The 24462-nt window shown below is 69.1% G+C and carries 20 protein-coding genes; 9 read left to right on the forward strand and 11 right to left on the reverse strand.

Annotated features, from left to right (window positions below; translation table 11 throughout):
* Positions 1-55 precede the first annotated feature (55 nt).
* On the reverse strand, positions 56-1432 hold the full coding sequence (locus NM1_RS12565) for a helix-turn-helix domain-containing protein (RefSeq protein WP_084519513.1): 1377 nt from the start codon (positions 1430-1432) through the stop codon (positions 56-58).
* A 182-nt stretch (positions 1433-1614) separates the two neighbouring features.
* On the opposite strand from NM1_RS12565, the gene NM1_RS12570 reads away from it, so the two are divergent.
* Positions 1615-3282 (forward strand): FAD-binding dehydrogenase, encoded by a 1668-nt coding sequence (locus tag NM1_RS12570; RefSeq protein WP_068018635.1) that lies wholly within the window; start codon positions 1615-1617, stop codon positions 3280-3282.
* Positions 3279-3983: a haloacid dehalogenase type II gene (locus tag NM1_RS12575; protein ID WP_068018638.1), complete on the forward strand. Its 705-nt coding sequence runs from the start codon at positions 3279-3281 to the stop codon at positions 3981-3983. The genes NM1_RS12570 and NM1_RS12575 overlap by 4 nt, the downstream gene beginning before the upstream one ends.
* 358 nt (positions 3984-4341) lie before the next feature.
* Here NM1_RS12575 and NM1_RS12580 read toward each other — a convergent pair whose 3' ends face one another.
* Complete coding sequence (locus NM1_RS12580) at positions 4342-4794, reverse strand: Hsp20/alpha crystallin family protein (protein ID WP_068018728.1); 453 nt, start codon at positions 4792-4794, stop codon at positions 4342-4344.
* Positions 4795-4939: 145 nt separating this feature from the next.
* Between NM1_RS12580 and NM1_RS12585 the strand changes: the two genes are divergently transcribed.
* Positions 4940-5302 (forward strand): MerR family transcriptional regulator, encoded by a 363-nt coding sequence (locus tag NM1_RS12585; RefSeq protein ID WP_084519515.1) that lies wholly within the window; start codon positions 4940-4942, stop codon positions 5300-5302.
* 22 nt (positions 5303-5324) lie between these two features.
* On the opposite strand, the gene NM1_RS12590 is transcribed toward NM1_RS12585, so the two are convergent.
* Complete coding sequence (locus NM1_RS12590) at positions 5325-6011, reverse strand: HAD family hydrolase (RefSeq protein ID WP_068018641.1); 687 nt, start codon at positions 6009-6011, stop codon at positions 5325-5327.
* 77 nt (positions 6012-6088) lie between these two features.
* Here NM1_RS12590 and NM1_RS12595 point away from each other — a divergent pair, with 77 nt between their 5' ends.
* Positions 6089-6889: an ABC transporter ATP-binding protein gene (locus NM1_RS12595; RefSeq protein ID WP_068018643.1), complete on the forward strand. Its 801-nt coding sequence runs from the start codon at positions 6089-6091 to the stop codon at positions 6887-6889.
* Positions 6890-6923: 34 nt separating this feature from the next.
* Here the strand turns inward: NM1_RS12595 and NM1_RS12600 are convergent, their stop codons facing one another.
* On the reverse strand, positions 6924-8390 hold the full coding sequence (locus NM1_RS12600; RefSeq protein ID WP_068018645.1) for an amino acid permease: 1467 nt from the start codon (positions 8388-8390) through the stop codon (positions 6924-6926).
* Positions 8391-8614: 224 nt separating this feature from the next.
* Here NM1_RS12600 and ggt point away from each other — a divergent pair, with 224 nt between their 5' ends.
* On the forward strand, positions 8615-10552 hold the full coding sequence (gene ggt, locus NM1_RS12605; protein ID WP_068018646.1) for a gamma-glutamyltransferase: 1938 nt from the start codon (positions 8615-8617) through the stop codon (positions 10550-10552).
* A 44-nt stretch (positions 10553-10596) separates the two neighbouring features.
* On the opposite strand, the gene NM1_RS12610 is transcribed toward ggt, so the two are convergent.
* The 4 genes from NM1_RS12610 to NM1_RS12625 form a co-directional block, all read right to left on the reverse strand.
* The gene (locus tag NM1_RS12610; protein ID WP_084519517.1) at positions 10597-11124 is read right to left on the reverse strand and encodes a PH domain-containing protein; all 528 of its coding nucleotides are present in this window, start codon (positions 11122-11124) and stop codon (positions 10597-10599) included.
* A 4-nt stretch (positions 11125-11128) separates the two neighbouring features.
* On the reverse strand, positions 11129-11614 hold the full coding sequence (gene ribH, locus NM1_RS12615) for a 6,7-dimethyl-8-ribityllumazine synthase (protein ID WP_068018649.1): 486 nt from the start codon (positions 11612-11614) through the stop codon (positions 11129-11131).
* Between the two features lie 46 nt (positions 11615-11660).
* Positions 11661-12911, reverse strand: a complete 1251-nt coding sequence (locus NM1_RS12620; RefSeq protein ID WP_068018657.1) for a bifunctional 3,4-dihydroxy-2-butanone-4-phosphate synthase/GTP cyclohydrolase II — start codon at positions 12909-12911, stop codon at positions 11661-11663.
* 80 nt (positions 12912-12991) lie between these two features.
* Complete coding sequence (locus NM1_RS12625; RefSeq protein ID WP_068018659.1) at positions 12992-13600, reverse strand: riboflavin synthase; 609 nt, start codon at positions 13598-13600, stop codon at positions 12992-12994.
* Between the two features lie 707 nt (positions 13601-14307).
* Here NM1_RS12625 and NM1_RS12630 point away from each other — a divergent pair.
* On the forward strand, positions 14308-14643 hold the full coding sequence (locus NM1_RS12630; protein ID WP_246011271.1) for a hypothetical protein: 336 nt from the start codon (positions 14308-14310) through the stop codon (positions 14641-14643).
* A gap of 12 nt (positions 14644-14655) precedes the next feature.
* Here the strand turns inward: NM1_RS12630 and rpe are convergent, their stop codons facing one another.
* Positions 14656-15315 carry a ribulose-phosphate 3-epimerase gene (rpe, locus tag NM1_RS12635; RefSeq protein ID WP_068018665.1) on the reverse strand — a complete coding sequence of 220 codons (660 nt, stop codon included), beginning with the start codon at positions 15313-15315 and terminating at the stop codon, positions 14656-14658.
* Positions 15316-15444: 129 nt separating this feature from the next.
* Between rpe and NM1_RS12640 the strand changes: the two genes are divergently transcribed.
* From NM1_RS12640 to NM1_RS12650, 3 genes are all read left to right on the forward strand, one after another.
* The gene (locus NM1_RS12640; protein ID WP_068018668.1) at positions 15445-15867 is read left to right on the forward strand and encodes an ATP-binding protein; all 423 of its coding nucleotides are present in this window, start codon (positions 15445-15447) and stop codon (positions 15865-15867) included.
* A gap of 194 nt (positions 15868-16061) precedes the next feature.
* Complete coding sequence (locus NM1_RS12645) at positions 16062-16838, forward strand: SigB/SigF/SigG family RNA polymerase sigma factor (protein ID WP_068018735.1); 777 nt, start codon at positions 16062-16064, stop codon at positions 16836-16838.
* A 122-nt stretch (positions 16839-16960) separates the two neighbouring features.
* Positions 16961-19033 (forward strand): NAD(+) synthase, encoded by a 2073-nt coding sequence (locus NM1_RS12650; RefSeq protein WP_068018671.1) that lies wholly within the window; start codon positions 16961-16963, stop codon positions 19031-19033.
* Positions 19034-19209: 176 nt separating this feature from the next.
* On the opposite strand, the gene NM1_RS12655 is transcribed toward NM1_RS12650, so the two are convergent.
* Positions 19210-20556 (reverse strand): M1 family metallopeptidase, encoded by a 1347-nt coding sequence (locus tag NM1_RS12655; protein WP_068018675.1) that lies wholly within the window; start codon positions 20554-20556, stop codon positions 19210-19212.
* On the reverse strand, positions 20556-24368 hold the full coding sequence (locus NM1_RS12660; RefSeq protein ID WP_084519523.1) for a Pls/PosA family non-ribosomal peptide synthetase: 3813 nt from the start codon (positions 24366-24368) through the stop codon (positions 20556-20558). Before NM1_RS12660 ends, NM1_RS12655 begins: the two co-directional genes overlap by 1 nt.
* Positions 24369-24462 lie beyond the last annotated feature (94 nt).

Below are 24462 nucleotides of genomic sequence, written 5' to 3' on the forward strand. Positions count from 1 at the left end.
TCGGCCGGGTCCGGACAGCCAAGAACATCGGCCCCAAACCCGGCTGGACCCCAGTTCAGTCCCCCGGCCTGCCGTCCTGTCCGACCAGTGCCGCCAAGCGGGTGAGGTCGCGGCGCAGCAGGCCGTTGTCGTGCTGTAGCAGCTGCCGCAGCGTGCGGTGTGCGTCGAGGTCGTAGCGCAGGTCCTCCTCGGCGGCATCGGCGGCCTTGGCCAGTTCGAATGCCGCGCCCATGTCGTCGTTGCGACCGGCGAACGCCGCCGCCGCCATCGTGTGATAGCGGGCGCGCCGGCCGACCGGACAGTCGTCGGCGGGCTCGGTCTCCGCGGCGGCACCGAGCACCGCGTCGACATCGTTGCGGGCCAACGCGATTTCCATCCGCGCCAGCCCGATCTCGGTCGGCCCGAAGCCGATTCCCCGGACGCAGTGCACGGCACCCAGTCGCACGGAGGTTCCGGTCGCCGCGTCCAGCAGCCGTTCGGCCTCCGCGGGATCGGGAATCGCGGCCGCCGCCGTCGCGGCCAGCAGTTGCAGCGCGCCGCGCAGCACGTCGACATCGGACCGACCCGGGGCCAGGCGGGCCACGGCGGCGAGGGCATAGTCACGCCCGGCACCGGGGCGGTCCAGGCGGAGCAGCGCATCCGACAGCTGCCATGCGCTCGCGGCCAGTACCGGCGGATCGTCGCTGTAGCTCGCCACGACCATCGCCCGATCCGCCGCGAGCCACGCCAGGTCGTGCGCGCCGATACCGGACAGCACCTCCCGCGTCAGGTGGTAGGCCCGCAGCAGCGGGTCCGCCCCCTCGGCGCCCGCCGACCGCCAGTACGTCTGCCTCGCCGCCGCGAGTAGCCGCGGAAGACGTTGTGCCAGTTCCGAATACCGGTGCCGGGATTGCCGCCAGATACGCTCGCAGCCGGCCAGGGCGTCCGCCGTGCCCGGCATCGACACGGGTCGCTCGCCGATGCCGTTCGCGGCGGCGCGGGTGACGCCGATCGCCGGATGGTCGAGCATTTCCGAGCGGAGGTCGTCGAACAGGTCTCCGGCGTTCCAGGCCGCCGACCGGCCGCCGCGCACCGGCCGATCGATCAGATCGCGGAAATCGTCGATCCGCAGCACATCGGCGAGGCGGGTGATCACCTCCACGCTGTCGAGCCGCAGCCGCCCGGACTCCACCAGTCGCAGCCATTCCTCGCTGCGGCCGACCAGATTGGCGACGACCCGGCGGGACAACCCGAATTGCAGCCGCCGCAACTCGATACGCTGCCCGACCTCCGGCCGGCCCGATTCGGATCGATTCCGCCGCGGTCTCGTCATGGGTGCGGTCGGCCGACCGGAAATTCTCTGCGAAATGGCGCCACCACGGGCCGATATCGGTTCATTCCGCCCCTCCCTGCGCACTGAAATGTGCCGACGGCCCGATAACTGCACGATCATTCGGTCGGCAAGTCACTCAAAACGATTCTGCCACAGCAAGTTCCCATATGGAAACATTTCACGGAACCGCCGGAGGAATATCCGCCGCGACATCTTCTGGTCGTCGCGCGCGGGCATCTGCTACGTTGACAACCATCCGATACACTCATGTATCCATTAGACCGAGCGCGAAGGAGTCCCCCATGGCGCCGTCTCAGCAGCCGGATGCCATCGTCGTCGGAGCCGGGCTGGCCGGACTGGTGGCCACCTACGAGCTCACCCGGGCCGGGCGGCGGGTACTGGTACTGGACCAGGAAAACCGTAACAACCTGGGCGGACAGGCGTTCTGGTCGCTGGGTGGGCTGTTCTTCGTGGACAGCCCGGAGCAGCGGCGCATGGGGGTGAAGGATTCCTTCGAACTGGCCTGGCAGGACTGGCAGGGCTCGGCCGGATTCGATCGCGACGACGAGGATCACTGGGCACGGCGGTGGGCGCGCGCCTACGTCGAGTTCGCCGCCACCGAGAAGCGGCAGTACCTGCACGATCTCGGCCTCCGGGTGACGCCGCTGGTGGGCTGGGCGGAACGCGGCGGCGCCACCGCCGACGGGCACGGCAATTCGGTGCCCCGCTTCCACCTGACCTGGGGCACCGGACCGGAGGTGGTGCGGGTGTTCCTGGAGCCGGTCCTGGAGGCCGAGCGGCGCGGCCTGGTCGAATTCGCCTTCCGGCACCGCGTGGACGACCTGATCGTCGAGGACGATGCGGTGGCGGGCGTTCGCGGCGGCGTGCTCGAGCCTTCCGACCTCGAACGCGGGCAGGCCTCGTCGCGGAATACGGTGGGCGAGTTCGAGTTCCGCGCCCCGGCCGTAATCGTGTCCTCCGGCGGCATCGGCCACGACCACGACCTCATCCGCCGCAACTGGCCCACCGAGCGGCTGGGCCCGTGCCCGCGGACGATGATCTCCGGGGTGCCCGCACACGTCGACGGGCGGATGCTCGGCATCACCGAGGCCGCCGGCGGCCGGATCGTGAACCGCGACCGCATGTGGCACTACACCGAGGGCATCCACAACTGGGACCCGATCTGGCCCGACCATGCCATCCGCATCATCCCTGGTCCGTCCTCGCTGTGGTTCGACGCGAACGGAAAGCGTCTGCCCGCACCGTGTTTCCCGGGTTTCGACACCAATGCCACGATGAAGGCGATCCTCGGCACCGGCTACGACTACTCGTGGTTCGTGCTCACGCAGTCGATCATCGAGAAGGAGTTCGCGCTCTCGGGGTCCGAGCAGAATCCGGATATCACGGGCAAGGATCTGAAGCTCACGCTCAAGAGCCGCATCGCCAAGGGCGCCCCGGGCCCGGTGGAGGCGTTCAAGCAGCACGGCGTCGATTTCGTCGTCGCGAACACCCTGGGCGAACTGGTGGCGGGCATGAACAAGATCTCGCGCGGCCCGCAGCTGGACCTCGCCGATCTCGAACGCCAGATCGTGGCCCGTGACCGCGAGCTGACCAACAACTACAGCAAGGACGCCCAGCTGATGGCCGTCGCCAACGCGCGCCGTTCGCGCGGCGACAAGCTCGGCCGGGTCGCCACCCCGCACCGCATCCTGGATCCGGCACACGGGCCGCTGATCGCCGTGCGGCTCAATGTGCTCACCCGAAAGACACTGGGCGGCCTGCAGACCAACCTGGATTCCCAGGTGATCCGTTCCGACGGAACGCCGTTCCCGGGGCTGTACGCCGCCGGTGAGGTGGCGGGCTTCGGCGGCGGCGGGGTGCACGGCTACAACGCCCTGGAGGGCACCTTCCTCGGCGGCTGCATCTTCTCCGGACGCGCCGCTGGTCGAGCGCTGACGTCTCGCGCATGAGCGATCGGCCGAAGGCGCTGCTGTTCGATGTGCAGGGCACCGCGACGGACTTCCACTCCACCGTCACCCGCGAGGCCCGGCGCATCCTCGGCGCGCGATACCCCGGCCGGGACTGGTCGACCTTCGTGAACGACTGGCGCGCAGCGTATTTCCGCGGCACATCGACGAACACGAACTCGGAGAAGTGGATCAGCGTCTCCTCGATCTACCGGAACGCCCTCGACGAACTGCTGGACGCCGAACGCCTGGATCTCGATCCGGCACAGCGCCACGAACTCAACGATGCGTGGAAGCGCCTGGACCCGTGGCCGGATACCGTGCCCGCGCTGACCCGGCTGCGCACCACCTACACGCTGGCCACCCTGTCCAATGCCGACGTCGACGCCGTCGTGAGCATCACCCGGCACGGCGATCTCCCCTGGCATGCGGTCTTCGCCGCCGAGATGGCGGGCGCATTCAAGCCCGACCCGCGTGCCTACCGCATGGCCGCGCGCTACCTCGGCCTCGATCCGAGCGAGATCATGATGGTGGCCAGCCACAAGTACGACATCCGCGCCGCGCGCGAACTCGGCTTCCGCACCGCCTTCGTCGCCCGCCCACTGGAATTCGGCGCCCCCGGCCTGGCGGACACCGAGTTCACGAACGAATTCGACCTCAACGCAACCGATTTCGAAGATCTCGCGGACCAACTCGGCTGCTGACGGCCGAAACGAGACGGGCCGGGCGAGCGGGTACAGGTGTGAGGGCACCGTCCATGACCTCGGTCCACCAGCTCTCGAGACCGCTGGGGACGGGCCAGTACACGACCGGCCCACCATGATGAGCCGGGTCGATGGCGGACGATGGGGTGGTATCGGCGCCGGGTTCGTAATCGTTGAGCGAAGCGGTCATGGTCGTCATCGAAATCAGTGTGCGATCCAGGTTTCGTCTGTTCGGTCGGTGAGCCGGGTCCATGATTGCGGCCGGGTGGGCCCGAAAGGCCTGCGCCGATCGAGCCCACCCGCCGCCGAAGGATTCGCACTCGTTCATCCTCCGGCACAGGGGTTCGCGTAGGACGCTTCAGGCGTTGATCGCCTCGCGGTCGCCGCCGGGCTGCTCGCTCAGGGAGCGGCGCTGCTCGTGGCGGGTGACCTCGATCTTGCGGGGCTTGGCCTTCTCCGCGATCGGGATGACCAGGCGCAGGACGCCGTCGCGGTAGTCGGCGCGGATGGCGTCGGTGTCGAGATTCTCTCCCAGCAGCAGCTGGCGGGAGAACACTCCGCGGGTGCGTTCCGCGGCGATCATCGTCCGGTCGGGGTCCAGCTGTGGCCGCGATGCCCGCACGGTCACGACGTTGCGCTCGACGTCCAGGTCGAGGGACTCCGGGTCGATGCCCGGCAGGTCGAGTTCGGCGAAGAACTCGTCACCCTCGCGCCAGGCGTCCATCGGCATCACGACCGGACGGGCCGGGGTGCCGAACACCTGCTGGGTCAAACGGTCCAGGTCCCGGAACGGATCGGTGCGCATAAGCATGGTCGCCACCTCCACTCACTCCATTCTCCTATCGAAGGAACACAGATAACCTAAGTCATCTGACTTAAATTTGTTTTAGCACTCCACCCAGGAGAGTGCAAGGTCTCAGCAGAGGTAATCTGATGGCGTCGAGCAGAGGAGAGAGATGCCGATCGATGGCAACGACCACCCGCCGGGATTCGGTGGCGGTCACCGGCCCGGCCCGGGACAGGCGGTGTACGGGATCTCGGTAGCCGCCGAACTGGCCGGAATGGGAACGCATTCGCTGCGCCTGTACGAGCAGCACGGGCTGCTCACCCCCGCCCGCAGCAGCGGCGGCACCCGCCGCTACAGCGACAACGACCTGGCGCGACTGGCCCGCATCGCCACCCTGGCCGGGCAGGGGATCAATCTCGCCGCGATCGCGCGCATCCTCGATCTCGAAGACGCCAACACCGAGCTACGCAACGCCAACGCCGCGCTCGCCGCCGAACGCGACCGGCTCCGCGATCATCCCGATAGGCCATGACGGCCCGGACACGGTGCGCCGGTCAGACTTTCAGACCGTGCTCCCGCAATGTCGACCCCAGTCCGTCCGGCCGCTGGGCCGTAGGCAGCGGGTCGACCCAGGCGAATTCGCAGCCGAGAGCCGTTGCGCCGCCGTCGGCCTCGCGGCTGTCCCCTACCATCAGCGCGGCCTCGGGGTCGACGCCGAGGCGGTCGAGCGCCCACTGGAAGATCCGCGCGTCCGGCTTCATCGCGCCGACCTCGTAGGACAACGCATAGGCCGCGACGTCACGCTCCCAGCCGTGCGCGGCGAACGCCGGGCGCACGTCGAATGCGATATTGCTGACAATGGCGACCGGAATCCCCTGTGCGTCCAGGGATTTCAGTACCGCGCCGGTATCCGGGTAGGGCGTCCACGCCAGCGCGTCCATCACGCGCGCATAGAACCGTTCCGCGTTCGGCAGTGGCAGACCCGACTGGCGCAGCACCTCCATGTACGCCTCGCGGTGCAACTCGGGACTCAGGTCACGGTGCTGCCAGGCGTAGAGCCCACGCTCGTCGAACTGCACGACCTGTTCGACCGGCGTGGTCATCCGCCGCTGAATCTCGGCCGTCTCGTCCGCATCGAGCGGCCGCCCGTCGGCGGTCACCAGATCCGCGGCCCAGCTCTCGTCGTCCTCGAGCCGGAACAGGGTCCCGGAGAAATCGAAAAGCACCGCCTCGATGGTCACCCGGCCAGGGTACACAGATCGTCCCATGACATAGATCACCCATCAGCTTGTCTGAGGAGTTTGCTACCGTGGGCCGCATGTCCGACACCCCCATCATCCAGGTCGCCGCCGTCGATTTCGTGCGCAACGGCAACCCGATCCTCGACGCGGTGTCGCTGACGGTGCGTCCCGGCGAGCACTGGGCGCTGCTGGGCCCCAACGGCGCGGGCAAGACCACGCTGCTGAAGATGCTGGGCGCCTTCGAACATCCCACCCGCGGCACCGTCGAGGTGCTGGGCCATCGCCTCGGCCGCGTGGACATGCGGGAATTGCGCACCGCTATCGGTCACGTCGATCCGCGCCACGCCCCGCCCTATCCGCTCACCGCGCACGAGGTCGTGCTCACCGGCCTGACCAACACCGCCGATCTGAAGCAGCGCTGGAATCCCACCGCCGCCGAGATCGCCGAGGCCGACCGGCTGATCGAGCTGCTGGGGCTGGCGCACCGCCGCGACGCCCGCTGGCCCACCATGTCGCAGGGCGAGCGCGGCCGCGCGCTGATCGCCCGCGCGCTGATGCCGAACCCGCAATTGCTCCTGCTCGACGAGCCCACCACCGGCCTGGACATGGCGGGGCGCGAACAGCTCATCGACCGCATCGACCGGCTGCAGTCCACCCATCCGGAGCTGTCGTCGGTGCTGGTGACCCACCACCTGGAGGAGCTGCCGCCCGGCACCACCCACGTCATGCTGCTGCGCGAGGGCCGCTGTGTCGCAGCGGGTTCCGTCGACGAGGTGCTCACCAGCGAGAACATCAGCACCTGCTTCGACCATCCGGTCCGGCTCACCCGCACCGACGGCCGCTGGCAGGTCCGCACCGATCACACCGTGAACGCCTGAGCGTCATCGGGAAATCGGTGCGGCGCAGGGCATCTCACTCGTCATCGAGCGGAATGTTGGCCACCACGGGGAATTCCCCGGTGTACCCCGCCCGCTCGCGGGCGATGGCCAGCACCCGCTTGCGCGCGGCGAACCAGCCGATGATCAGCGCGGGGACGAGAATCGCGAGACTCGCCACCGTCCAGGTCCCGACCGGATAGTCGAAGCCCATCAGCACCACCACCACGAACAGGAAGACGAGCGTGGCGATGCCGGTGTAGGGCGCGCCGAACATCCGGAACGCCGGGCGCTCGATCTCCCCGCGCCGCCACCAGCGCCACATCTGCAGCTGGCACAGCACGATCGTGGCCCACGACGCCAGGATGCCCAGCGACGCCACGTTCAGCACGATCTCGAACGCCTTCTCCGGCACGATGTAGTTGAGCCAGATGCCGAACAGCGCGATCACACTGGTCAGCAGGATGCCGCCGTAGGGCACCCCGCGCTTGTTCATCCGGCCGGTGAACTTGGGCGCGCTGCCGTTCATCGACATCGACCGCAGGATCCGCCCGGTGGAGTACAGCCCGGCGTTGAGACTCGAGAACGCGGCGGTCAGCACGACGAAGTTCATGATCGAACCCGCGTTGCCCACACCGAGTTTCGAGAAGAACGTGACGAACGGGCTCTCTCCGGCGGAGTAGGCGGTGTAGGGCAGCAGCAACGCCAGCAGCACCAGCGAACCGATGTAGAACACCGCGATGCGGAAGATCACGGAGTTGATCGCCCGCGGCATGATCTTCTGGGGATTCTCCGTCTCCCCCGCCGCGGTGCCGACCATCTCCACCGCCGCGTACGCGAACACCACGCCGGAGGTCACGGTGACCAGCGGCAGCACGCCGGTCGGGAACCAGCCGCCCGCGTCGGACACCATGCCGAATCCCGTCTGGTGCCCGTCGACGGTGAAGCGGCCCGCCAGGAAGAACGTGCCGATACCCAGGAACGAGACCAGCGCGACGACCTTGATCAGCGCCGCCCAGAACTCCAGCTCGCCGAACCACTTCACCGAGATCAGATTGACCCCGAGCACCAGCAGCAGCGCGATCAGCGCCAGCACCCACTGCGCGATCGATCGGAACCCACCCCAGTAGTGCAGATAGGTGGCGATGGCGGTGGTGTCGACGATGCCCGTCATCGACCAGTTCAGGAAGTACATCCATCCGGCGACGAAAGCGGCCTTCTCCCCGAAGAACTCGCGGGCGTAGGACACGAACGAACCCGACGACGGCCGGTGCAGCACCAACTCGCCGAGCGCCCGCAGGATGAAGAACACGAACACGCCGCACACGCCGTAGACCAGGAACAGTCCCGGCCCGGCACTGAACAGGCGGCCGCCGGCACCGAGAAACAATCCGGTACCGATAGCGCCGCCGATGGCGATCATCTGCAGCTGGCGCGGTTTCAGGCTCTTGTGGTAGCCGCTGTCCTCCGCGCCGAGGAATGTTTGTCCCCGCACCTGGGTCATCTGCCGGTTGATCCTTCACACTCGGTCGGTGAGCGTCCGACGTTACCTGGTGGATAGCCACGAACCGAACATCGGGCCATGGTCACCATGATCACGCGGAAGCTACTGGTATTTGCCGTCTCATATGTCCGAATAGAAGTAGCTGTGCGGATGCCTCTAAGTACTTCCCAGCGGCGGCGCCCGAAAGTCCCGCCCGTGTCCGACTCGGGCGATAAGGTCCGGTCATGAGGCGCACGCGACACATCTGGGCCGGGGCCACCGCCGCCCTGCTCGCCGCCGGGGTGATCACCGGCTGCTCATCGGGTTCGGACCAATCGGCGCAGGCGTGCGCGGATACTCCGAACGGCACGGCGATCAAGGCCACGGGCCCGGCCGCGACCGGCACCGATATCGCGACCAATCCCGAGATCGCGTCGGGTTATCGCGGCGATATGACCCCGGTCCGCACCGGCGGCTACGCGGTGTCGGCCGCCAATCCGATTGCGACACAGGCGGCCTGCCGCGTGCTGGCCGACGGCGGCACCGCGGCCGATGCGCTCGTCGCGGCGCAGACGGTGCTGGGCCTGGTGGAGCCGCAGGCGTCGGGCATCGGCGGCGGCGCGTTCCTGATGTACTACGACGCGACGACCAAGACGCTGGACTCCTACGACGGCCGCGAGACCGCGCCCGCCGCCGCCACGGAGAACTACCTGCGCTGGATCAGCGACACCGATCAGACCGCGCCGCAACCGAGTGCACGCGCCAGCGGCCGTGCCATCGGCGTTCCCGGCGCGCTGCGGCTGCTCGAGCTCGCCCACCGCGAGCACGGCAAGCAGTCCTGGCGTGACCTGTTCGACCCGGCCATCACGCTGGCCGACCAGGGCTTCGCGATCAGCCCGCGGCTGGCCGGGCAGATCGCCGAATCCGCCGCCGATCTCGCGCGCGACGAGAACGCCAAGGCGTACTTCCTGCAGCCCGACGGATCCCCGAAACCGGCGGGCACCAACCTCACCAACCCGGCCATGTCGAAGACGTTGAGCGCCATCGCCTCCGACGGTCCCGACGCGTTCTACAAGGGCGCCATCGCCCAGGACATCGTGGACGCCACCGCCAGCACCGCGGGCGGGCGCACGCCGGGCCGGCTCACCCTGGCGGATCTGGCCGGCTATCAGGCCAAGAAGCGCACCGCGCTGTGCAACGACTACCGCACCCACGAGATCTGCGGCATGCCGAACCCGTCGTCGGGCGGCATCGCGGTCGCGGCCACGCTGGGCATTCTGGAGAATTTCGACCTCGCCGCCCTGGCGCCCGAGGGCGTCGACAAGAATGGCGGCAAGCCCAAACCGGAAGCGGTGCACCTGATCTCGGAGGCCGAGCGGCTCGCCTACGCCGACCGCGACAAGTACGTCGGCGACTCCGATTTCATTCCGCTGCCGGGCAATTCACCGAACACCCTGCTGAACGACGACTACCTGAAGCAGCGTGCGGCGCAGATCAAGCCGGATCGCAGCATGGGCACCGCGCAGCCGGGCGACTTCGGCCCGGTCCCGCTCGGCACGGGCCCGCAGCAGCCCGAACACGGCACCAGCCACGTCTCGGTGGTCGACAAGTACGGCAACGCCGCGGCGCTCACCACCACGGTGGAGTCGGCGTTCGGATCGTTCCACGTCGTCGACGGATTCGTGCTCAACAACCAGCTCACCGACTTCAGCACCAACCCCACCTCCGCGGACGGCACCCCCCTGGCCAACCGGCTGCAGCCGGGCAAGCGGCCCCGCAGTTCGATGAGCCCGACGCTGGTGTTCGACAAGGGCGCCGACGGGTCGCGCGGGCAACTGGCCTACGTCACCAGCTCCCCCGGTGGTTCGGTGATCATCCAGTTCGTGGTGAAAACCCTGGTGAATATGCTGGATTGGAAGCTCGATCCGCAGCAGGCCGTCTCCGGAGTGGCCTTCGGCGCCGCCAATACCCCCGTGACCGGTGTCGGTGGCGAGCATCCCGCGATCAACGCCGCCGACAAGGGCAACAACGACCCACTCGTGCAGAAACTGCGGGAGATGGGCCACCAGGTCTCGGTGGATTCGCAGACCAGCGGCCTCAGCGCCCTGCAGCGCGACGGCAGCGGCTGGATCGGCGGCGCGGACCCGCGGCGCGAGGGCGCGGTGATGGGCGACGCCAAGTAGGACATGCCCGAGGCATTCCCGGCGCGCTCTTGGCCGGGAACCGCCTACTTATCCTGTCCCGCAGTGTATTTCGCACCGAGTTCGCGGAAGCGGTCCATGGACCGCGCCGCGTACTCCTTGTCGTTGACGCGGATGGCCAGCATGGGCACGTATTCGTCGTCGACGAGTTCGAGCCGGGCCCAGGCGCGCTTGTCCGGGATCGAGACGCCGCGGATGTCCTTCCACGGAAAGTTGTTGTCGCCCACGATATTGCGCACCGAGACGCCCTGCGGGCCCACCCGCACCCGCGGGCGGGTGAGCAGCAGTACCGCCCCGGCGAGCAGCCACCCGAAGCAGACGATCGCCACCTGGTCGGCGCCGCGGAAATTCACCCCGGTCGTGCTGTGCGACGACGCGATACCGGCGATGGTGAACAGCACCGCGAGCACCGCCGCGACGATCCGGGCGGTGCGCACCGAACGCCGCGGCCGCACCTCCAGATCCCAGTCGGCCCCTTCGCCTCCCCGTTCGGTCCCGTCACTTCCCCGCGCCGAAGGCCGCGGGGAGCGCTTCCAGATCCGGACGACCGGCATCGGCTCAGACCGTCTGGGTCTGCGCGAGGGCACGCAGCGTCAGCGCCGTATCCAGCGCCGCGGCGCAGGCCTGCTCGCCCTTGTCCTCCACCGAATCCGGCAGTCCCGCCCGATCCAGGGCCTGGTGCTCGGTGTTCACGGTGAGCACGCCGTTGGTCACCGGGGTGCTCTCGTCCAGCGAGACCCGGGTCAGCCCGGCGGTCACCGCATCGCAGACGTACTCGAAATGCGGTGTCTCGCCGCGGATCACGACGCCCAGGGCCACCACCGCATCGTGGTCGCGGGCCAGCGCCTGCGCCACCACCGGCAACTCCATCGCCCCGGCGCAGCGCACCACGGTGATCTCCTCGACGCCCGCCGCGCGGGCCACCCGCTCGGCATTGGCCACCAGCGTGTCGCAGATCCTGGTATGCCACCGCGACGCGACGATGCCGAGCCTGAGCTCCTTGGCTTCCGCGAGCTCGAAGTCCGGGACGCCGGTACCGCTCATCTGAAAAGGCCCGCCTCTCTTGGTGTCGTTTCAGTGCCCGCCGGAACTACCGTGCGGTCTCGCCCAGGTCCAGATCGTCCAGCCCGACCAGGTCGTGGCCCATGCGGTCACGCTTGGTGCGCAGATAGCGCAGGTTCTCGGCGGTGGCGCGCACCGGCATCGGCACCCGCTCGGTGATCGACAGCCCGTAGCCGTCCAGGCCCACCCGCTTGGCCGGATTGTTGGTCAGCAGCCGCATCGAGGAGATGCCGAGATCGACCAGGATCTGCGCGCCGGTGCCGTAGTCGCGGGCGTCGGCGGGCAGCCCGAGCTCGATATTGGCGTCGACGGTGTCGTGGCCGCTGTCCTGCAGCTGATAGGCCTGCAGCTTGTGCATCAGCCCGATGCCGCGGCCCTCGTGCCCGCGCATGTAGAGCACCACGCCGCGGCCCTCGGTCGCCACCATTTCCATGGCGGCCTCCAACTGCGGGCCGCAGTCGCAGCGCAGCGAGCCGAACACGTCCCCGGTCAGGCATTCGGAGTGCACCCGCACCAGCACATCCTCGCCGCCGTCGACCCCGATATCGCCGCGCACCAGCGCGACGTGCTCGACGTCGTCGTAGATGCTCTTGTAGCCGACCGCCCGGAACTCCCCGAACCGGGTGGGAATGCGGGCCTCGGCGACGCGCTCCACCTGCTTCTCGTTCTTGCGGCGCCAGGCGATCATGTCGGCGATGGAGATCAGAGCCAGCTCGTGCTCGTCGGCGAAGACCCGTAGCTCCTCCGTGCGGGCCATATCGCCCTCGTTCTTCTGGCTGACGATCTCGCAGATCACTCCGGCCGGGCCAAGACCGGCCAGCCGCGCCAGATCGACCGCGGCCTCGGTGTGGCCGGGCCGGCGCAGCACGCCACCGTCCTTGGCGCGCAACGGAACCACGTGACCGGGCCGGGTGAAATCCTCGGGCTTGGCGGCACGATCGGCGAGCATGCGCATGGTGGTGGCGCGGTCGGCGGCGGAGATGCCGGTGCTGACGCCCTCGCGCGCATCCACCGAGACGGTGTAGGCGGTGCCGTGCTTGTCCTGGTTCACCGCGTACATCGGCGGGAGGCCCAGCCGATCGCAGTCGGCACCGGTCAGCGGCACACAGATGTAGCCGGAGGTGTAGCGGATCATGAAGGCCACCAGTTCGGGCGTTGCCTTCTCCGCGGCGAAGATGAGATCACCCTCGTTCTCGCGGCCCTCGTCGTCGACGACGACGACCGCCTTACCGGCGGCGATGTCGGCGACTGCGCGCTCGATGGTGTCGAACCTGGTCACGTGTGCTGCGCTCCATCTCGATTAGGTGCCAATAACAGTACTGTGTCGGCGGCCGCCGCCGCGGTGCGGCAGCGGTCCGCCTATCCGCGCTGTTGCAGCCGCTCCACGTACTTGGCGATGACGTCGACCTCGAGGTTGACGGTGGTACCGACCGGCGCGGTACCGAGGGTGGTGAGTTCGCGGGTGGTGGGGATCAGCGACACCTCGAGCCAGTCGCCGGTGTCCGCATCGCGGCCGAGTCCGGAGACGGTCAGCGAGATGCCGTCGATGGTGATCGAGCCCTTCTGCACGACGTAGCGGGCCAGCTCGTCGGGCAGCGAGACGCGCACGACCTCCCAGTTCTCCTGCGGATCGCGGGAGACGACCGTGCCGGTCCCGTCGACATGGCCCTGCACGATGTGCCCGCCCAGCCGGCTGTTCACCGCGGCCGCGCGTTCCAGGTTGACCTGTGCGCCGACGGCGAGCCCGCGCAGGCTGGAGCGGTTCAGCGTCTCCCCCATGACATCGGTGGTGAAGCTGTCGCCGTCGACGATCTCGACGACCGTCAGGCAGACACCGTTCACCGCGATCGAATCGCCGTGCCCGGCATCGGAGGTCACCAGCTTGCCGCGGATGGTCAGCCGGGCCGCGTCGGCCAGCTGCTCGATCGCTGCGATCTCGCCGAGCTCCTCGACGATGCCTGTGAACATGTCCGTTTTCTCCTGTCACCCGGTACCCGCTCGAGCCAACAGTCCGGACCGCGGGCGGTATTCCCGCGCCGCACTGCTGCGGCCACCAGCCTAACGACGCGAGGTCGTAGGCGGCACCGGCGGTCCCATGGGCCGGATAGGAGACCTCGACTCGGCGAATCGGGGGACAAACCGACGGACCGACCTGTCCGCACGCCGAAATCGGAAATACATTCCTGTAATTCCCGAAAGTTTCTTGATATGAATATCGAAATTAAGGATCGCGATTTCTTCGCCGACCGTTCCCGTGTCTCTCGGCCGCGATTCCCCTGATCGTCATCAGCCGAATGTGGAGTTGTACCCGGTCGGCGACGCGCTTACACACAAAGCTTGCGTTCGGCGGAAATCGGAAGCAATATTGTTATGCAGTTGATTCCCAGTGTTCAACTTTCGACGCGAGCAGTTCAGCGCGGAACCGTTCCACCTCGCGCCCCGGGCGCGAGCACCGCAGGAACCAGTCAAACCGACGGAAGGTAGAGGCCCTCACGGGTCGGATCCAGGTTGGACAACAACACCACAGATGGGGGTGCGGCGTGACCACGCTTCTCGATTCGACACTCGAAGCTCGCTGCGTTCAATATCGTCGCGAATTTCACCTGCCGGCATCGATCGATCCCACGTCACGACACATCCTGCTGGAGATAGGCACCCGCTACGGCGCGATCACGATGCCCGCCGACTTGGGCGAGCGCGTCCAGCAGCAGCTGGCAGAAACCGATCTCGCCGGGCCCGTCGTTCATCACCCCCGCGCCCGGCGCTGGACCTTCATCACCGGCCCGGCCCATGCGGGGAGTATGACCAAATCCCTGTCGGCCGAACTGTTCCGGCTCTACGCCACCGTCGCGTGCACCGGCAGCCAGGTGGTACTGCCCTCGGCCGACGACGAGCGCACCGGATATCGCACCTGGGTGCAGGCGCCGGAAACCGCCGACGCGGTGCCCCCGCTCGCCGACGTCATCGAGGCGACGCGAACGGTGTGCACGCGAAAGGTACCGTCCCGCTGAGGGTTTCGGCGGCTACCGCGCCGCCTCCACCGCGATCACCTTGTCGCGCAACTTCTCCACGGTCGCGCCCGGGTCCTCGGTGCCGTATACCGCCGACCCCGCGACGAAGCAGTCGATACCGGCCTCGGCGGCCTGCTCGATCGTGTTCATGTTGATACCGCCGTCGATCTCGACGATCAACCGCAGCTCGCCGGAGTCCACCAGCCGGCGCACCGTGCGCGCCTTGTCGAGCACGTGCGCGATGAACGACTGGCCGCCGAATCCGGGCTCCACGCTCATCACCAGCAGCGTGTCGAAGTGGCGCAGCATCTCCAGGTACGGCTCGATCGGCGTGTTCGGCTTCACCGACAGGCCCGCCCTGGCCCCCGCGGCGCGGATATCGCGGGCCACCGCGACCGGGTCGTCGGTGGCCTCGGCGTGGAAGGTGACGTTGTAGGCGCCCGCCTCCGCGTACGGCGGCGCCCAGCGGCCCGGATCCTCGATCATCAGGTGGCAGTCCAGCGGGATGTCGGTGGTCTTCAGCAGGCTCTCCACCACCGGCAGGCCGAGGGTCAGATTGGGCACGAAGTGGTTGTCCATCACATCGACGTGCAGCCAGTCGGCGCCCTCGACGGCCTGCACCTCGTGCGCGAGGTTCGCGAAATCGGCGGAGAGGATGGACGGCGCGATCATCGGTGACGGGCGGTGAAAATGCGAGTTGGAGGTGGCCACAGCGCGAAGTGTAGCGGCCGACGACACCCCGGCATCTCGAAGCAGGCACAGATCCGATTAGTCCCGGTGGACTTGGGTAGCCTTCTGAGGGTGATCAATATTTCGGCGGAACAGGGACTGCGCAGTACCCCGGTGGAGATCGGCGTCGCCGCTACCGTGTCACAGTTGCCGATCGTGCGCGGACTTGCCGAAACGCTGGTCCTGCTCAGCGATTTCACGCTGGACGAGGTGGCCGACATCCGGTTGGCGGTGGACGAGGCCTGCTCGACACTCATCGCGATCGCCACCCCGGGCAGCACGCTGCGCTGCCGGTTCACCGTCGGCGACGACGATCTGCTGGTGCACGTCACCGGGATCGCCGCCACCGAGGGGCTACCCGATCAGCGCAGCTTCGGCTGGCACGTGCTGCGCACGCTCACCGACGAGGTGACCACCACCCAGGAGCCTTTCGACCAGGCGGCCTCCGGACATCCGACCATTGTGGAGTTCCGGCGGGTCCGGGGGAAGGCGTAGTGGCTGACGAGGACACCGTGTTCGGCTCCGGCGACGCCGCCGCTTCCGAACACACCGCATCCACGGATGCCGGAAAGCACGGCGGCGCGGCACCCGCCGAATCCGGCGGCACCGACGAACCCGCCGCCACGCCCGGCAGCGCCGAGGGCGAGACCGCCGACAGCGACGCGCCCGACGAGGACACCGCCGACGAGGTGGACGAGGTCGCCGAGTCGGTCTCCGGATACGACGACGTCACAACCCTTTTCGAGGAACTCGCCGCGGCCGCCGACGGATCCGACCGGCGGGCGGAGCTGCGCACCCAGCTGATCAGCCGCTGCATTCCGCTGGCCGATCACATCGCGCGCAAATTCAGCGGGCGCGGTGAGCCTTTCGACGATCTGACGCAGGTGGCCCGGGTGGGGCTGGTGCACGCGGTGGACCGGTTCGACATCACCCGCGGCTCGAACTTCCTCTCCTTCGCGGTGCCCACGATCATGGGCGAGGTGCGGCGCTACTTCCGCGACAACACCTGGGCGATGCGAGTTCCGCGGCGCGTCAAGGAGACTCACCTACGCATCGGCGCCGCCATCGACTCCCTCTCGCAGTCGCTGGGCCGCTCCCCCACCGTCAAGGAGATCGCCGGCGAGCTCGAGATCAATCCGGACGAGGTGACGCAGGCGGTCATCGCGGGCAACGCCTATCAGCCCAGTTCGATCGACGCGGTGTCGGTCGGCCGGGATACCGAGGCGTCGCTGCTGGACACCCTCGGCGAGGAGGAGTCGCAGTTCGACCGGGTCGAGGAGTACGTAGCGATCCGTCCGCTGTTGGCGGGGCTGCCCGAGCGCGAGCGCCGCATTCTCACCATGCGGTTCTTCGAATCCATGACGCAAACCCAGATCGCCCAGCGCATGGGCATCTCGCAGATGCACGTCTCGCGCATTCTCGCCAAAACCCTCGCCCGCCTCCGGGAGCAGTCCGCCCGGGAGTGACGCGGGAGGTGCGCAGCACGTCGACCCTGATCCGCCGCGTAGCCCTGGTCCCCGGCGAACGCCGGCGCATGTCGTAGATTCGAATCGACCATGATCACCTGACGGCGAGCGGAGGGGTCGGCATGGCGGAGCTACCGTTCGATTCGCTCTATCGGCACGGGTTCGCGCGTGTCGCCGTGGCCGTGCCGCCGGTACGGGTGGCCGATCCGGGCTACAACGCCGAGCAGACGCTGGTGCTGGCGCGGCGAGCCGCCGCCGACGGCGCGGTGCTGACGGTCTTTCCCGAGCTGGGCCTGTCGTCCTATACCGCCGACGACCTCTTCCATCAGGATGCGCTGCAGTATGCGGTCGAGTCGGCGCTCGCGCGGGTGGTCGCCGAGAGCGCCGATATCGGCTCGGTGCTGGTGGTCGGTGCACCGATCCGGGCGCAGGGCCGGTTGTTCAACTGCGGCATCGTGGTCGACCGCGGCCGGGTGCTGGGCGCGGTGCCCAAGAGCTATCTGCCGAACTACCGGGAGTTCTACGAGAAGCGGCAGTTCGCGGCGGCGCGGGAGAACCTCGACGACCACGTGTCCATCGCCGGGCAGCGGGTGCCGTTCGGTGCGGACCTGGTGTTCGCCGCCTCGAATCTGGACGGCTTCGTCGTTCATCTGGAGATCTGCGAGGACGGCTGGGTGCCGTTGCCGCCCAGCGGTTTCGCCGCGCTGGCCGGGGCGACCGTGCTGGTGAACCTGTCCGCCAGCAATATCGTCGTCGGCAAGGCCGACTTCCGGCGGCAGCTGTGCGCCTCGCATTCCGCCCGGTACATCGCCGCCTACCTGTATTCGGCTGCGGGACACGGCGAGTCGACGACCGATATGGCCTGGGACGGTCAGGCACTGGTATGCGAGAACGGTGAGCTGCTCGGCGAGGGTGAGCGCTTCGCCGACCACCCGCAACTCGTGACCGCCGATGTCGATCTGCTGCGGCTGGCGGCCGACCGGCTGCGGATGACCAGCTTCGCCGACAATGTGCACGATCACCGGGACCGGCTGTCCCGGCTGCGGCGCATCGAGATCGAGCTGCCCATCCCGTCGGACGCGGTCGGACTGCGGCGCGAGATCCCGCGCTTCCCTTACGTTCCGGCGAATCCGGCGGTGCGCAACGAGCGCTGTGCGGAGGTGCACCACATCCAGGTGGAGGGGCTGAGCACGCGGCTGGCGGCGACCGGATCGCAGCGGGTGGTGATCGGGGTGTCGGGCGGGCTGGATTCCACGGTCGCGCTGATCGTGGCCGCCAAGACCATGGACCGGCTCGGCCTGCCGCGCTCGAATGTGCTGGCCTACACCATGCCCGGGTTCGCCACCGGCTCGCGCACCCTGCGCGATGCGCATCGGCTGATGCGGGCGCTGGGGGTGTCGGCGCACGAGATCGATATCCGGCCGTCCGCCACGCAGATGCTGCGGGACCTGAATCATCCTGCCGCCGACGGGGTTCCGCAGTACGACGTCACCTACGAGAACGTCCAGGCCGGGGAGCGCACCTCGCATCTGTTCCGGCTGGCCAATCAGCAGCACGGGCTCGTGGTCGGCACCGGCGACCTGAGCGAGCTGGCGCTGGGCTGGTGCACCTTCGGCGTCGGCGACCACATGGCGCACTACAGCGTCAACGCCTCGGTGCCGAAGACGCTGATCAAGTACCTGATCGCCTGGGCGGTCGACACCGGCGAGCTGGGCCCCGACGCCGACGAGGTACTGACCTCGATCCTCGCGACCGAGATCTCTCCGGAGCTGATTCCGGCGGAAAGCGGTGCGGCGGAGGGCGATTCGTCCCAGCCCGGGCAGAGTTCGGAGGCCACCGTCGGGCCCTACGAGCTACAGGACTTCCACCTGTACTACCTGCTGCGCTTCGGCTATCTCCCGAGCCGCATCGCCTACCTCGCCCACCACGCCTGGTCCGACCGCACCCGCGGCCGCTGGCCCGACCTGATTCCCGAGCCCGACCGCCACGCCTACGACCTCCCCACCATCAAGCACTGGCTCGCCGAATTCCTCCGCCGCTTCATCCAGACCAGCCAATTCAAGCGCTCCACCCTCCCCAACGCCCCGAAGGTCGGCTCGGGCGGCTCCCTCTCCCCCCGCGGAGATTGGCGCGCCCCCAGCGACGCGGTGGCGACAGCCTGGCTCGACGAACTCGAGCGCAACGTCCCGGGCTGAAGCCCTGTCGCACAGTAGATCCCGGCCAAGAAAGCGTGCCGGGAATACGGGGAGGCCCCGGCATGCCATACACCCGCATTCCCGGCATGCCATACACCCGCATTCCCGGCATGCCATACACCCCGCATTCCCGGCATGCCATACACCCCGCATTCCCGGCATGCTTTTGGCCGGGATCAGCCGACCGCGCCGTGCTGGGGCGGGAGTTGCGGGAGGGCGCGGTCGTAGAGCCAGGTGTCCCACAGCGGACGCAGGGATGCGGTGCTGTAGTGCCCGGCCAGGTCGGCGAATTCCTCCGTGGTCACCGAGGCGTGGCGGTACCGGGCGGTCCATTCGTGCAGGAGGCCGAAGAATCTTCCGTCGCCGAGCTCGAGCCGCAGCGAATGCAGGGTGAGGGCGCCGCGTTTGTAGACGCGGTCGTCGAACATCACCGCCGGGCCCGGATCGCCCACCACGATGTCCTGTGGGCTGCGGGACAGCGTGTGGCGGGCGGCGCGGGCCATCTGATCGGCCGTGGGACCGCCGGACGCCTCCGACCAGATCCATTCGGCGTAGCACGCGAACCCCTCGTGCAACCAGATGTCGCGCCACTGCCGCACGGTGAGACTGTTCCCGAACCACTGGTGCGCGAGTTCGTGCGCGATGAGCCGCTCCGCGCCGCGGCGGCCGTCGCAATGGTTGGCGCCGAAGATCGACAGCCCCTGCGCCTCGATCGGGATCTCCAGGTCGTCGTCGGTCACCACCACCGTGTAGCTCTCGAACGGGTACGGCCCGAAGCGACCCTCGAATTCCGACATCATCTCCGGCTGCCGCGCGAAGTCGTGGTCGAACGCGGTCCGCAGCCGCGCCGGGAGCAGCGCGTGCATCGGCACCGGCGCATCGTGCGACGTGCCGATCCGATACTTGCGATAGGGCCCGATCTGCACGGTCGCCAGGTAGCTCGCCATCGGCTCGGACTGCTCGTACACCCAGGTCGTCTGGCTCGCCTTGGTCTGCTTGTGCGTCAGCACCCCGTTGGCGACGGCGTAGTAGGGCGAGTCGGTGGTGATCGAGATCCGGTAGCTGGCCTTGGAACTCGGGTGATCGTCGCACGGGAACCAGGAGGCGGCGCCGTTGGGCTGGCTGGCCACCAGCGCCCCCTCGCTCAGCTCCTCCCAGCCCACCTCGCCCCACGGCCCGCGCACCGGCCGCGGGGTTCCGGCGTACTGGATCACGATGGCGAGCGCGCCACCGGCCGGGATCTTGCGGGCCGGGGTGATCGTCAGCTTGCCGCGCTGGTGCGCATACTTCGCGGCCTTCGATCCGTTCACGAAAACCTTGGCGACACTGAGCGATTGCGACAGGTCCAGGGCGAAGCGGGGGCGTACCGCGGTCGTCACGGCGGTGATCGATGCCTTGCCCGCCAGCCGGTTGCTGGCCACCTTGTAGGTCAGCTCCAGCTCGTACCGCGACACCCGGTACCCGCGATTCCCGTTCTGCGGCAGGTACTCGTCGATCGGCTCCTCGTAGAACTTGTCCCCCATCACGCCCCGTCCTCCGGCCAGGGTGCGATGGGGTTGCCCTGCCACCGAGTCGACGGTGGGACGGTATCGCCGCGCATCACCAGCGAGGCCGGGCCGACGGTGGCGCCGGCGCCGATCCGTGCCGCCGGTAGCGCGACGCAATGCGGTCCGAGGGTCGCCCCGGCCTCCAGGGTCACCGTGTCCATGGCCATGATCCGATCATGGAACAGGTGGGTCTGTACAACACATCCGCGTTCGACCGTCGCGCCGTCGCCGAGGGTCACCAGGTCGGCCTCGGGCAGCCAGTACGACTCGCACCACACCCCGCGCCCGATCCGCGCGCCCAGTCCGCGCAGCCAGAGATTCATCACCGCGGTGCCGGTGGCCGCCCGCGCGAACCACGGCGCCGCAACGGTTTCCACGAAGGCGTCCGAGACCTCGTTGCGCCACACGAACGAACTCCACAGGGGATGTTCGACCTTCTCGATGCGCCCGACCACGAGCCACTTCGCCGCCACCGCGCACCCACCGGCCAACACCCCCGCGGCGAGCAGCACCACGCCGGAAAGCAGTGCGGCGAACCAGTATCCGGGCCCTTGCGCCAGCGCGGCCAGCGCGAACAGCACCCCGAGCCCGATGCCGAACGTCACCATCACCGGCAGCAGGCGGCAGGTCTCGACCAGGCCGCGGGCCACCTTCAGCCGCAGCGGCGGATCGAAGGTCCGCGCGGTGTCGGAGTCACCGGCCGTGCGGCGCAGCCGGACCGGCGGGCTGCCCAGCCACGACGAGCCCGCCTTCGCCTTCTCCGGTGCCGCCGACAACACCGCCACCAGACCATTCTTCGGCACGCGGCGGCCCGGCGCGGTCATACCGGAATTGCCGAGGAACGCTCGCTTGCCGACCTTCGCCCCGCCGATGCGCAGCCAGCCGCCGCCGAGTTCGTAACTGGCGACCATGGTGTCGTCGGCCAGGAACGCCCCGTCGGCGACGGTCGTGAACTTCGGCAGCAGCAGGACCGTCGATGCCTCGACGCCCTTGCCGATGGTGGCGCCGAGCACCCGCAGCCACAGCGGTGTCAGCAGGCTGGCGTAGAGCGGGAACAGGAAGGTGCGCGCCGAATCCATCAGGCGTTCGGTCGACCACGCCTGCCAGCCGACGCGACTGCGCACCGGGTGGTAGCCCTCGGTCAGCCCGATGCTGAGCAGCCGGACCGACAGCACGGTCGCGACGGCGAAGACCGCCAGGCTCAACAGCGTCGCGAACGGCAGGATCACGAAGGCGTCGCCGAGCGCGCCCGGCAGGGTCCGGTCGTCGCGGATCCACCACGCGATCAACGCGGAGCCCGCGGCGAGGCCGAGAATCGGCATGGCGGCCAGCACCATCGAGGTCAGGCCGAAGATCACGACCCAGTGCATGGCGCGCGGCGGGGTGGCCGAGGGCCAGGGATGGTCGGCCTTGCCCACCTTCACGGCGGGCGAACCGGCCCACTCCTGGCCCGCCTTCACCTTGCCGAACACCGCGGATCCCGGTGCGACCACGGCATTCTTGCCGATCACCGCGCCGGGCAGCAGCGTCGACCGCGAGCCGACGACCGCGCCCGCGCCGATCCGGATGGCACCGATGTGGATCCGGTCCCCATCGATCCAATATCCGGCCAGATCCACCTCGGGTTCGACGCTGCAGCCGTCGCCGAGTTCGAGCAGGCCCGTCACCGGTGGCAGGGTGTGCAGGTCCACTCCCCTGCCGACCTTGGCGCCCAGCGCCCGCGCGAAGGGCACCATCCACGGTGCGCCCGAAAGGTTTTCGGCGCCGCTGGCCTCCGACAGGCGCACCGCGGCCCACAGCCGCAGATGCACGGAGCCGCCGCGCGGGTAGACACCGGGGCCGACGCCGCGCAGCAGCAGCCGCGCCCCGGCCACGCAGATCGCCATCCGGCCCGGCGGCGAGATGAACAGCACGAAGCCGAGCAGCGCCCACCACCACGACAGCCCGGGCATCCACGGAATCGCCCCGGACCAGCTCGCGATATTGGTGACGATCCCCAGCCAGGTCAGCCACTGCAGGCCGGTCAGCGTGGTGAGCGGGACCAGGGCCAGCACCTGCGCCCACTGCGCGAGCCGGGGTGTCGGGGCGACCGTTCGTGTTTCGACGGCGGCGACCGGCGCGGCGGCGTCCAGGAGGTCGGCGAGCGCGCCCAGGCGCGGATGGTCGTACAGGTCGGCGACGGTGATCTGCGGGAAGCGTTCGCGCAGCGCGGTGACCAGCTGCGCCGCCGCCAGCGATCCGCCGCCGAGGTCGAAGAAGTCCGCGTCGGGGCCGGTGACGTCGGCGCCGAGGATCGAATTCCACAGTCCGGCAACCCAGTGCGCCGTTCCGGTCAGCCCGGCGCCGGGCTCGGGGTCGGCGACGGGGCCCGGCAGCGGCCACGGCAGCGCGTCGCGGTCCACCTTTCCCGATGTCCGCGTGGGCAATTCGCCGAGCACCGCGAGCCGCGGCACGAGCGCGGCGGGCAGTTGCCCGGCGAGCAGCTTGCGGGCGTGCACGACGTCGAAGCCGGGATCGGCGGTCGCGAGGTAGCCGACCAGGATTCGATTGCCCGCCTTGGTGGTTCGCACGGCGGCCGCGGCGGCGGTCACTCCGGGCAGATGCTGCAGCGCGTTGTCCAGCTCGCCCAGTTCGATGCGGCGGCCGCCGATCTTCACCTGATCGTCGGCGCGGCCGAGGAACACCAGGCCCGCGCTGTCGTTGCGGACCAGATCCCCGCTGCGGTAGGCGCGCTCCCAGCCCAGCGACTCCATGGGCGCGTACTTCTCGGCATCCTTGGCCGGGTCGAGGTAGCGGGCCAGGCCGACGCCGCCGATCACCAGCTCACCGGATTCGCCCTCCCCCACCGGATTTCCGTCGCCGTCGACGACGGCCAGGTCCCAGCCGTCCAGCGGCAGCCCGATCCGCACCGGCGGTTCCCCGGTCAGGCGGGCGGCGCAGGCGACGACGGTGGCCTCGGTGGGGCCGTAGGTGTTCCACACCTCGCGGTCGCCCGTTCCGGCCAGCCGTTCGGCGAGTTCGGGCGGGACGGCCTCGCCGCCGAAGATCAACAGCCGCACCGCGTCCAGCGCCTCGGCGGGCCACATCGCGGCCAGGGTGGGGACGGTCGAGACGACGGTGATCCGCCGCCGCACCAGCCACGGCCCCAGATCCATCCCGCTGCGCACCAGCGCCCGCGGCGCGGGCACCAGGCAGGCGCCGTGCCGCCACGCCAGCCACATCTCCTCGCACGAGGCGTCGAAGGCGACCGACAGTCCGGCCAGCACGCGGTCACCCGGGCCGATCGGCGCGTCCTGCAGAAATAATCGCGCCTCGGCGTCCACGAAGGCGGCGGCGTTGCGGTGCGTCACCGCCACGCCCTTCGGGGTGCCGGTGGATCCGGAGGTGAAGATGATCCACGCGTCGTCCCGCGGTTCGAGCCGGTCCGTGGATTCCGGCCGGTCCGGGCCCGTCCCTGTCCGCCGCGGCACGATCCCGGCCGCGGTGACGACGGCGCTGACCCCCGCCTCGTCGAAGACCAGCCGGGCCCGCTCGTCCGGATCGTCGGCATCGACCGGCACATACGCGGCCCCCACCTGCAGCACCGCGAGGATGGTGACATACAGCTCGCTGGTCCCGGACGGGATGCGGACCCCCACCCGGTCGCCCGCGCGCACGCCCGCCTCCCGCAGCCGGTCGGCGGTGTCGTCGACCTCGGCGAGGAGTTCGGCGTAGGTCAGGGCGTCGCCGCCGTCGTCGAGGGCCGTAGCGTCGGGGTGGTCGCGCGCGGTCTCGGCCAGGATGTCCATCAGCGTGCGGGGCGGGGCGGCCGATGCGGACCGCAATAGCGGCGACAGCTCTGCGATCGCCGCGGATCCAGAGTCCGCCGCAATCTCCGAGACC

It is taken from the genome of Nocardia mexicana NBRC 108244, from assembly GCF_001613165.1.
Taxonomy (GTDB): domain Bacteria; phylum Actinomycetota; class Actinomycetes; order Mycobacteriales; family Mycobacteriaceae; genus Nocardia; species Nocardia mexicana.

Coding starts and splice junctions, on each gene's coding strand:
- ggt (WP_068018646.1), top strand. CDS start 8,615: ATGAGGCGCACGCGACACATCTGGGCCGGGGCCACCGCCGCCCTGCTC.
- ribH (WP_068018649.1), bottom strand. CDS start 11,614: ATGAGCGGTACCGGCGTCCCGGACTTCGAGCTCGCGGAAGCCAAGGAG.
- NM1_RS12600 (WP_068018645.1), bottom strand. CDS start 8,390: ATGACCCAGGTGCGGGGACAAACATTCCTCGGCGCGGAGGACAGCGGC.
- NM1_RS12580 (WP_068018728.1), bottom strand. CDS start 4,794: ATGCTTATGCGCACCGATCCGTTCCGGGACCTGGACCGTTTGACCCAG.
- NM1_RS12655 (WP_068018675.1), bottom strand. CDS start 20,556: ATGGGGGACAAGTTCTACGAGGAGCCGATCGACGAGTACCTGCCGCAG.
- NM1_RS12565 (WP_084519513.1), bottom strand. CDS start 1,432: ATGATCGTGCAGTTATCGGGCCGTCGGCACATTTCAGTGCGCAGGGAG.
- NM1_RS12625 (WP_068018659.1), bottom strand. CDS start 13,600: ATGTTCACAGGCATCGTCGAGGAGCTCGGCGAGATCGCAGCGATCGAG.
- NM1_RS12575 (WP_068018638.1), top strand. CDS start 3,279: ATGAGCGATCGGCCGAAGGCGCTGCTGTTCGATGTGCAGGGCACCGCG.
- NM1_RS12660 (WP_084519523.1), bottom strand. CDS start 24,368: ATGGACATCCTGGCCGAGACCGCGCGCGACCACCCCGACGCTACGGCC.
- NM1_RS12650 (WP_068018671.1), top strand. CDS start 16,961: ATGGCGGAGCTACCGTTCGATTCGCTCTATCGGCACGGGTTCGCGCGT.
- NM1_RS12630 (WP_246011271.1), top strand. CDS start 14,308: ATGCCCGCCGACTTGGGCGAGCGCGTCCAGCAGCAGCTGGCAGAAACC.
- NM1_RS12595 (WP_068018643.1), top strand. CDS start 6,089: ATGTCCGACACCCCCATCATCCAGGTCGCCGCCGTCGATTTCGTGCGC.
- rpe (WP_068018665.1), bottom strand. CDS start 15,315: ATGATCGCGCCGTCCATCCTCTCCGCCGATTTCGCGAACCTCGCGCAC.
- NM1_RS12585 (WP_084519515.1), top strand. CDS start 4,940: ATGCCGATCGATGGCAACGACCACCCGCCGGGATTCGGTGGCGGTCAC.
- NM1_RS12570 (WP_068018635.1), top strand. CDS start 1,615: ATGGCGCCGTCTCAGCAGCCGGATGCCATCGTCGTCGGAGCCGGGCTG.
- NM1_RS12610 (WP_084519517.1), bottom strand. CDS start 11,124: ATGCCGGTCGTCCGGATCTGGAAGCGCTCCCCGCGGCCTTCGGCGCGG.